Genomic DNA, 9,981 nt, shown 5'->3' with positions numbered 1-9,981 from the left:
ACAGCTGTGTAAGCCGTTCCTCCGCTGCTAAGCAGGGTTGGATCATTCGCTAATCCAATCGTATCGCTTATGGTAAACGTCGCACCCGTTCCATCTAAGATCGTAATCACTAAATCTTGACCGCTGTTTGTCCACGAGCCCGTATAGTCTGCACCTAATGTATGAGCGTTACTCACGACAATCGCTGCATCCACTTCTACTTTCGTTAATGCGCTTGTTTTGTTCGTTGCATTCGCTAAATGCAGCGTAATTGTATCGTTAGTATCAATTTGCCCTACGCTGCCTGCGCCTGATGCTGTTACGCTAGTAATCACAATCGGGTCACGACGTAACACATTCGCAGTAATATCTAATAAACTGTCCGTATTGTCAGCAGCATCAACATATTTAATAACAACATCATTACCAGCCATTGACTTGATTTGTCCTGGAACAGATGTGTTGGCAAGTACAAAAGTACCGTTGTAAATTCCCGTGTTCGCACCTGTTTGAGTCAATGTTGCCGTTTGGGGAGTACCGTCAGCATCTGAAATATCAACTGTTATTGTATTGGAGGCAGTAGCGTTCTTCAGATCCGCATCTGTAACCTTGACTGTGAAAGTATCGCTGTTTAACCCCCACGATGTTGCACCCACATTATTTACCACGTCCAGCTTACCAGTAACATGCTTTCTTGCAATTGTTTCTACAGTATTCACTGTATCGTTGTTAACATCATTGGCATCAACATACATCACATTGACATTAACACCATAGTTAACTCCAATTTCCTTCGGAGTAACGTTCGTTTTCGTCGCATTAGCCGTCTTAAATACGCCTGTGAATTCTCCCGGAGTCGCCGTTTCCATCAATGTCAAATAAAAACCACCTGGACTTTGCGGCGAGTTGACAAGCACCTGTGTGCTATCGCTACCAGAAGTTGTATCTAAATCCGTATCATAAAGAACAACTTCAATTTCTTCCCCTGTTGCCTTTGACGTTCGGTTCAACGTCAATGTTCCCGTCATCCGGTCCTTACGATCCGTTGTTGCCGTTACAGCTACGTTCGTCGCGTTATTAGCTTGCGTAGCATCTGTATAAGTGATCGTGATCGGCTCAAGATTCGTATTAACGCCAATCGTCTTTGGCGTCGTTGCTGTGTCAGAAGCCACCCCTATTTTGAACGTCCCTGTAAATACCCCTGTATCTCCAGTTTCCGTTAATGCAACTGAAAATCCCGTTGTATCCGTAATGCCTGACTTTAACTTAACCGTTGGTACGTCCGTCGTGCTGTTATTGGCAAACTCCAAATCGGTCACGGTGATCGTAGCAGTTTCACCCAAAACCAAATGTGATTTATCAACATTTACCGTTGCAGTCGTATGATCTTTGCGGGTTACAAGCTGTGTAAGTGAGCTTATCCCCCCAGAACTATTCCGAAGATCTGTATATGCAACCGTTACCGTACTGCCGTTTGATACGCCGATTTCGTTTGCTGAGGCATTAGTCGATGCTTGCATGGTATAGGTCCCTGTAAAAGTCCCTGGAGTACCGATACTTTCTGTTAAATCCAGATCAAACCCATTCGAATCGTCAGAAGAAGTAATATGGACAGTTGCATGCTCCTGACCGCCAGTTAAATCCAGATCATTGTCCACTAATGTAACCGTAATAGCTTCATCAAAAGCTGCTTTTGCTGGTAAAGCCGCAAGCGTTGCTGTGGAGTAATCCTTACGGATCAACGTGCTAGTGATTGTGGCCGAAGAATTGTCGCTTTTCTTAGCATCCGCATACTCTATGAGAAAGCTGCTGTTATTAGCAGGGGAAATACCGCCAGCCCCTACTGTAAACGTTCCGGCAAACACCCCAGTGTTTACGCCCGTTTCTGTTAAATTGAGAGAAACACCAGCAACAGTTACAGCTTGTGTCTGAGCGGTAGTCGCATTAGTGTTCAAATCAAGATCGGACAACTCCACTCGAATGACCTGACCATTGCGTACGAGACCGTTTAAACCCGAAATAGAAGCGTTAGTGCCGTTAGTGCCGTCAGTACCTTTGTCATAAAAACTCAAAATACCAGTCGCATGATCTCTTCTGGTAATAGTTGCAGCAATCGGATTAAGCGTAGGAGAACCGGTATTCGGATCTACGATAGTTACCTKATTATTGTTCTGCACCTTTATTTCATTGGCGTTAGCAGTATCTGCTTCTACCAGTTTCAAGGAACCTGTAAAAATACCAGAGTTGACATCTGTTTCTGTAAGCGTCAAGCTAAAAGATCCTCGAGTATCATCAGGAGAAGAAACTTTGACTGTGGTCGTTTCCGCAACGCCAATATTGGCGTTCAAGGAACCGTCACCATCATTCGTATTGACAGTAACCGTTACACTCTCTTCCGCAGCCGCATACGATGAACTGATCGACAGCGAAGCTGCAGTAGCAGCATAAGCCGTTTGAACAGGTAAAAGCGGCAAAAGAGACCCCACCGCCATAATTCCTCCAGTGATGACAGCCGTCTTGTTTTTAGATGAAGTGCCCTTACTTCTTCGCTTAAACTTGGCGCTTAGCTGATTGACTTCTTTTTCATCTTGGTTGTGATTGTTGTTATCCGACATGTTAGCCTCCTATAAATGCAATCAAATTTTACTTAATCTATGATAAATTGAAAGAATAACCAGTCTGTATCAACAAGCTACGTTTGGCCTAATGCGTTGCAGCTGAAGCCAAACGTTACGCAAGCTGTCCTGACGGATGGCATGCATCATCTCTTCAAACATTGTTGAAATTTCTTTTTCAAACTGTATGTAGGGATCCATGTTGCCATAGGCCTGTAAGCCGACACCCTTTTTAACATCTTCCACAGCTTCTATGAAATTCATCCAGTGAAGATCCAAGGCTGAAATCATCGCCTGCCTTCCCACCTGATGAACGCTCTCACCGCAAAGCTCCGTTATTTCCTCGAAAATCAAGGAAATCTGAGAGGCAAGACTCACTGTTATGGTATCTGCCGTCACCTCATCTTGGCATTCCAGCTTGAGGGGCCTCCGATCGGGAAAAACACTTCGAACAGCTGCCATAATCCCCGCAAAATTCAACGGCTCCGCTGAGTTCGAGAAGAAGCCCTGAACAATGTTCAAAATCACATCTGGTATAGAGTCTGTTAACTTGGCATGTACCTCTTCTGCTTCCAGAAGCGCGTCCCTCATCGAATACATCGCCAATCTTTGAAGATTAAGCACATAATCGAAGGCAAGGAGTTGTTTTCTCATGAAAAAATGTTGCGATTCCACTTGTTTTTGAGCGTCACTGATTCCTTTGAAATAATGTTTTCGAGGGATAGGCTCTAACAAATCGAAATTAGCGTTTTCCAATTCATCCAACAGTCGTTCCGGATAATACTGCCATAACATTTCGTCTTCCAACGAAGCATAAAACCTTGAATAGCCCGGGTCTCCTTGACGCCCACTGCGTCCACGAAGTTGGTTGTCGATTCGAGAAGATTCATGGTGGGAAGTACCTAAAACATATAGCCCGCCAAGCTCTTTTACCCCAGGCTCAAGTTTGATGTCAACCCCTCTTCCAGCCATGTTCGTAGCAATCGTGACTGCGCCATACGCCCCTGCCTGTTCAATGATTTTCGCTTCCTCGTCAATATGCTTTGCATTTAATAATCGATGTGGAATTCCTGCTGCGGTAAGCATAGAGCTTACATATTCGGACCTTTTGATATCTGCTGTTCCAACAAGCACAGGCTGTCCTGTTTCATGGATACGTCTTATATCTTTTATGACTCTATTAAATTTCGCTTCTTCCGTGAAAAATAATAGATCTCGCAAATCTTTGCGAATGACAGGTCTATGGGTAGGAATTCTCACAACATCTATACCGTAAATATCACGAAGCTCGTCCTTAGATTCCATCGCAGTACCCGTCATGCCGCATATTTGGGCGTACATAGCGAAAAAGCTTTGCAAAGTTATCGTTGCAAGGGTCTTTGGCTGCCCTTGAACCAGAATTCCCTCTTTGGCTTCTATGGCTTGATGTAGTCCTTCCATAAACCTTCTTCCTAACATAGGGCGTCCTGTGCTCGGATCGATAATAACGGCTTCCTCGGATCCGTCATCATGGCGGATAATGACATAATCAACATCTCGTTTGAAGACATAGTTTGCTCGCAATGCCTGAACAATATAATGATAGAGTTCCGAATGCTCCTGCTTTGTCAAATTATCAACAGAAAAAAGATTTTCACAATAATCCATTCCTTCTTCCGTTAACACGACATGTTTATGAGACTCCACGATCTGAATATGGCTTTCGCTAAGTTTTTTTACTTTTTCGTCAATAAAAAATAAATACTGTTGCCCGCTACCTGGAGGCGCCGAAATAATCAACGGAGTGCGCGCTTCATCTATTAGGATACTGTCCACTTCATCTATAATGATATCGTATAAACCACGCTGAACCTTTTCTCCTGCGCTCAGCACCAAATGATCCCTTAAATAATCAAACCCAAGCTCCACATGTGTGGAATAAATAACATCTTGTAGGTACTGTGCCTTCCTTACAGCAGGAGACATTCCAGCGATGATGCAACCTACGGTAAGTCCMAGCATGCGAAAAATGTCTCCCATTTTGCGACTATCCCGCTCAGCCAAATATTCATTTACTGTTGCAATATGTACGCCGTGCCCTTCCAAAGCTTGCAAAAATGCAGGGAACACAGCGGTTACTGTCTTGCCTTCCCCCGTTTTCATTTCAGCAATATGCCCTCTGTAAAGCATAATTGCCCCGTAAAGCTGGACATCGTGCACAACAATTCCTAAGACTCTACGGCATGCCAGCTTGACTAGAGCATATGCCTCAGGTAGCAGAAATTCTCCGGGTGTTCCACTTCGGATTTGTTCGGATAGTTCTTTTGACCGATGCTGCAATTCTTCATTTGCCAAACGTTCTTCCATCGCTATATACAGATTATTGATTTCATTAATGATAGGGACAATATCTGCCGGCAATTCCACATGATTTCTAGTTATATTTTTGAATAATCGGGCAAACATCTACCTGTCACTCCTTTCTAGTAAAGATGCCTTCTATATTTCGACATTACCGTCATAATATTACAAATTAATACGAATATTACAAAAATATAGATCATTATACCTAATTATAACCAACAACGGTTAATATAGCTATCAATATACCAAATAAACTAATCCAAAAGACCTGAATTTTGTATTTAGCATACAAATCAAACATGGGTCACACTTACTATTGCTTTAAATTAAATTAATATTTTGACAAAATATCTTTTATTCGACACATTTCTTCCCGCTATTCAATAAAAAAGAAACCTCATTGGCATATTTTTGCACAAGAGGTATTCATAGAATTAGATGCTATCCTAGTTTTTCTTGTTATTTCTAAATCCCATCAAATCGCACAGCCCTACGAAGAAAACAACAATGGTTGTGAGTACGATTAGTCTGAAATCCCAAGCATTCGGAAACTCATTCAATTGGGTATATGAGAGATTAATAGATTTCGTGTTAGGCAACAATCAGCATCCTCTTCACAGGGAAAAAGACCTAAGGGGTCGTCACCCACTCAGGTCTTTGGCTTCAAGCGTATTCGCCTATCTGTTCAATAAGCTTCCTACATACCGCAGTAATTCATTGGCACAAACTGGGCAGTATCCATGCTCGTCGATGAGCTGCTTCGTCACATCATTAATTTTCTTCAGCTGCTTCTCATCCGGTGTTTTCGTTGAGGTCGTAATCTTCACGATGTCCTTCAGATCAGCGAATAGCTTCTTCTCAATCGCCTCACGCAGCCGCTCGTGACTGCTATAGTCGAACCTTCTGCCTTTGCGTGAGTAAGAGGAAATGCGGATTAAGATTTCTTCGCGGAATGCTTTTTTCGCATTTTCCGAAATACCAATCTGCTCTTCAATGGAACGCATGAGGCGCTCATCTGGATCCATCTCCTCGCCGGTCAACGGATCCTTAATTTTACCCCAGTTGCAGTAGGCCTCAATATTATCTAAGTAGTTGTCGAAAATGGTTCTAGCCGACTCCTCGAAGGAGTAGACGAACGCTTTCTGCACTTCTTTCTTGGCAATATCGTCGTATTCCTTACGAGCAACAGAGATGAAATTCAGGAAGCGCTCCCGCTCATCCTTGGTAATCGATGGATGCTGATCCAGACCGTCTTTCAGAGCTCGCAGCACATCTAGGGCGTTAATACATTGAAGATCCTGACGGATCAAGGCACTTGAAATTCGATTAATAACATACCGTGGATCAATTCCGCTCATGCCTTCTTCTTGATATTCATTTTGCATTTCCTTCAGATCAGCCTCTTTGTAACCCTCGACAACTTCACCGTCGTACATACGCATTTTCTTGATCAAATCCATCCCTTGCTTCTTCGTTTCCTTCAAACGCGTGAGAATCGAGAAGATCGCGGCCACACGAAGCGCGTGCGGGGCAATATGGATGTGCGACATATCACTCTGTCCGATAAGCTTATAGTAAATTTTTTCTTCATCGGATACACGCAAATTATAAGGGATCGGCATAACAATCATACGAGACTGCAAGGCCTCATTTTTCTTATTCGCGATAAAAGACTTATACTCCGTTTCATTGGTATGCGCAATGATCAACTCATCTGCACTGATCAGAGCGAAGCGACCGGCTTTGAAATTCCCCTCTTGCGTCAGTGAGAGTAGATTCCAGAGGAATTTCTCATCACATTTCAGCATTTCCTGGAACTCCATGATCCCCCTGTTCGCCTTATTCAGCTCGCCATCGAAACGATACGCCCGTGGATCCGACTCAGAACCAAACTCTGTAATCGTTGAAAAGTCAATGCTTCCCGTTAAGTCGGCGATATCCTGCGATTTGGGATCTGATGGACTGAAAGTACCAATCCCTACCCGGCCTTCTTCGGAGACAAAAACGCGCTCCACATGCACATCTTCAATACAACCGTTATACTCCGTTTTCAACCGCATTTGGCACGATGGGCATAAGCTGCCTTCGATTTTCACATTCAACTCGCGCTCAATCTCTGGTCGCAGCTCCATCGGAATCAAATGAAGCGGCTCTTCGTGCATCGGACACCCTTTGATCGCATAAACTGCCCCTAAATCCGTTTTGGCAAACTGCTCTAATCCGCGTTTCAGCATGGTCACAATTGTGGATTTCCCACCGCTTACAGGACCCATTAGCAACAAAATACGTTTGCGAACATCTAATCGACGGGCAGCGGAGTGGAAATATTCTTCCACTAGCTTCTCAACGGCACGATCCAGACCGAAAATCTCTTGATTGAAAAATTTGTAGGATTTGTGGCCAACTTGATCGTTGATACCTTGCGAAGCAATCATGTCATAGACCCTAGAATGCGCAGTTCTCGCGAGTCCAGGATTACTGCGAAGCAATTCTATGTACTCCGCGAACGTACCGGTCCAGCTCAATGAATCCTTCTCCGTACGATGCTCTGAAATTCTTTTGAATATGTCCATGGGTACCTCCTTTCACTGCTGCCTTTAATGGCAATAGGTCAGCTCGTGATGGTGAATTGTGTACTACAATCCTATGCACCCAAGAAGGATAACTTGCCCGAAATTTTAAAATGTAACGGATTTCTCGCTTACCGATTTTTGAAAATGGAAATGACTAGGATTCCAAGACGATCTTCCCTATTTTCTGAAAATCTCATACTTGCAACCCGCTTCGACTTGAAATTGGATAACCGCATGATCCCTGTTCACTAGGATATCTTCTCCTCCACAACGCACCAGAACGGCTTCGCGCGTACGGATTCTGCATGTGCCAGAGCTAGATGCATTGATCATCGCCTCCGATAATTGGCCATCGGACCACTTCAGATCAATCGTATATCCATTGCGTCCTCGCAAGCCGCTCACAGCCCCCTGCGGCCATGCAGACGGCAGGGCAGGGAGCAAGCTCAATTCACCCGCATGTGACTGCAACAGCATCTCCACGATACCAGCTGTGGCTCCGAAATTGCCGTCAATTTGAAAAGGCGGATGCGCATCAAAGAGGTTGGGATACGTTGATTTGCGCAGCATATGGTTCAAGTGCGTATGCGATTGTTCGCCATCCTCAAGTCTCGCAAACATATTAACGATCCATGCGCTGCTCCAGCCTGTATGCCCCCCTCCGTTTGCCAATCTGCGCTGAAGGGTTGCTGCTGCTGCCTCGGCTAATTCTGGCGTTCGATGCGGGCTTATTTGCGTGCCAGGATGCAAGGCAAACAATTGTGAAATATGACGGTGACCAGGATCCTCCTCCGCATAGTCCTCCAACCATTCCATGATTTGACCGTGTCTGCCAATCTGAGGCTTAGGCAGCCGCGCTAGCAGCGCCGTGAGCTGTTCCCGCAGTTCTCCATCCACTTGCAGCTGATCGCTGCTCTGGATACATGCAGTGAACAACTCATGGATGATCTGCGAATCCATAGCGGGCCCCATGGTCAATGCCCCTCTAGTTCCATCTTCCAATACGTACACGTTTTCKGGTGAGACAGAGGGGCCTGTCACAAGCTGTCCATTCGGCGCTTCCACCAAATAATCAACGAAGAAGGCCGCGGCTTCTTTCAAGATTGGATAAGCTCTCTGCTGCAAAAATTGTTTATCTTGGGTATATAGAAATTGCTCCCACAGATGTAAGCTCAGCCATGCCGCTCCCATTGGCCAAACGACACATGTCGGAAATAAGCCCTCAGGCCGTGTTTCTCCCCAAAGGTTTGTGTTGTGATGAGCGACAAAGCCGGAGCATCCATACAAATCTCTTGCGGTTTGCCGACCGCTCACCTGCATGCGTTCAATATGATCAAACAATGGCTCATGACATTCGGATAGTCCGCATACCTCTGCTGGCCAATAGTTCATTTGCGTATTGATATTAATCGTATATTTGGACTCCCAAGGCGGTGTAAAGCTGTCATTCCATATGCCCTGAAGATTGGCTGGCAAGCATCCTGGGCGGGAACTGGCGATAAGCAAATACCGTCCATAGTGAAAGTAAAGCTCCATCAATCCAGTATCCATATGCGAATGCGACTCTTGCATCAGCTTCAATCGCTCATCGGTTGCTAAGTCATCTAACGGATCCTGCTCCGTTAGTTGCAGACTCACCCGATTGAACAACGTCTGATAATCCTGAATATGGCGGCGCTCTAGTTCTTCCGTATTAAACTGCTCGGCAGCCGCGATATGCAGCTGACAGGCAGCTAATGGATCCGACTCTCGGAAGGTACTCGCTGCAGCAAGCAGCAATGTCACGGAACTAGCCCCTTCCACAGACAAGAAATCGCCAATGACAGAGACAGTGCCGCCCTCCGTTTTTGCCTTCAGTACACAGGCATATTCGACACCGTGCTTTCCGCATTCGCCGCTCATCCAAATGCTGTCAGCCGATAGTCTGCCTGTTTCACCCTCGTACGGTCTGCGATTCAGATTCGCTGAGAAGTTCAGTTGACCAGGTTGATCACATGTCAGTTGGATGACAATCACTTGATCAGGGTAGCTCGCATACATCGTACGACGATAGGTGACTCCATCTACCTTATAGCTCGTCCGAGCTATGGCATTCTTGATATCCAACTCTCGCCGATACGCTTCAACTTCACCCTTTTGACCATGGAAATAAAGCCTCAGGTCTCCCAAAGGCTGATACGGATTATAATATTTGGGCGTGGAGAAAAGAGCCATTCGCGTTAATCGTGTGGCCTCCTCCACCTTTCCTTCAAAAAGCATCTCCCGAATTCCCTCCAAATGACGGGAACCATCGGGGTTAATCCCATCCTTAGGACCTCCGTACCAGATGGAATCTTCATTTAACTGAATTCGTTCCTCCTGTACGTGACCGAAGATCATCCCGCCTAACCGACCGTTCCCAATCGGAAGGGCCTCCACCCACAACTTAGCAGGCTGCAGATACCACAGTTTCTCTCGATTGTTCAAGAATA

The 9,981-nt window shown here is 45.2% G+C and carries 4 protein-coding genes; all 4 read right to left on the bottom strand.

Going from position 1 to position 9,981, the window contains the following annotated elements:
- A partial coding sequence (locus tag AC1DLM_RS22030; protein ID WP_477571200.1) for a beta strand repeat-containing protein occupies positions 1–2,594 on the bottom strand: 2,594 nt, incomplete at its 3' end.
- Positions 2,595–2,663: 69 nt separating this feature from the next.
- A complete protein-coding gene (locus AC1DLM_RS22025; RefSeq protein WP_477571199.1) occupies positions 2,664–5,039 on the bottom strand; it encodes a preprotein translocase subunit SecA in 2,376 nt (791 codons plus the stop codon).
- Between the two features lie 575 nt (positions 5,040–5,614).
- Entirely contained in the window at positions 5,615–7,510 is a 1,896-nt protein-coding gene (locus tag AC1DLM_RS22020; protein ID WP_056624593.1) for a PrkA family serine protein kinase, read from the bottom strand.
- A gap of 177 nt (positions 7,511–7,687) precedes the next feature.
- A complete protein-coding gene (locus AC1DLM_RS22015) occupies positions 7,688–9,976 on the bottom strand; it encodes a glycoside hydrolase family 95 protein (protein ID WP_477571198.1) in 2,289 nt (762 codons plus the stop codon).
- Between the last annotated feature and the right edge of the window lie 5 nt (positions 9,977–9,981).

Source organism: Paenibacillus sp. 01T442, assembly GCF_056398345.1.
This window is presented reverse-complemented; position numbering and strand designations above follow the sequence as displayed.

Bases quoted from the DNA above. Each gene is read 5' to 3' on its own strand.
- AC1DLM_RS22020 (WP_056624593.1), bottom strand. From the start codon at position 7,510: ATGGACATATTCAAAAGAATTTCAGAGCATCGTACGGAGAAGGATTCA.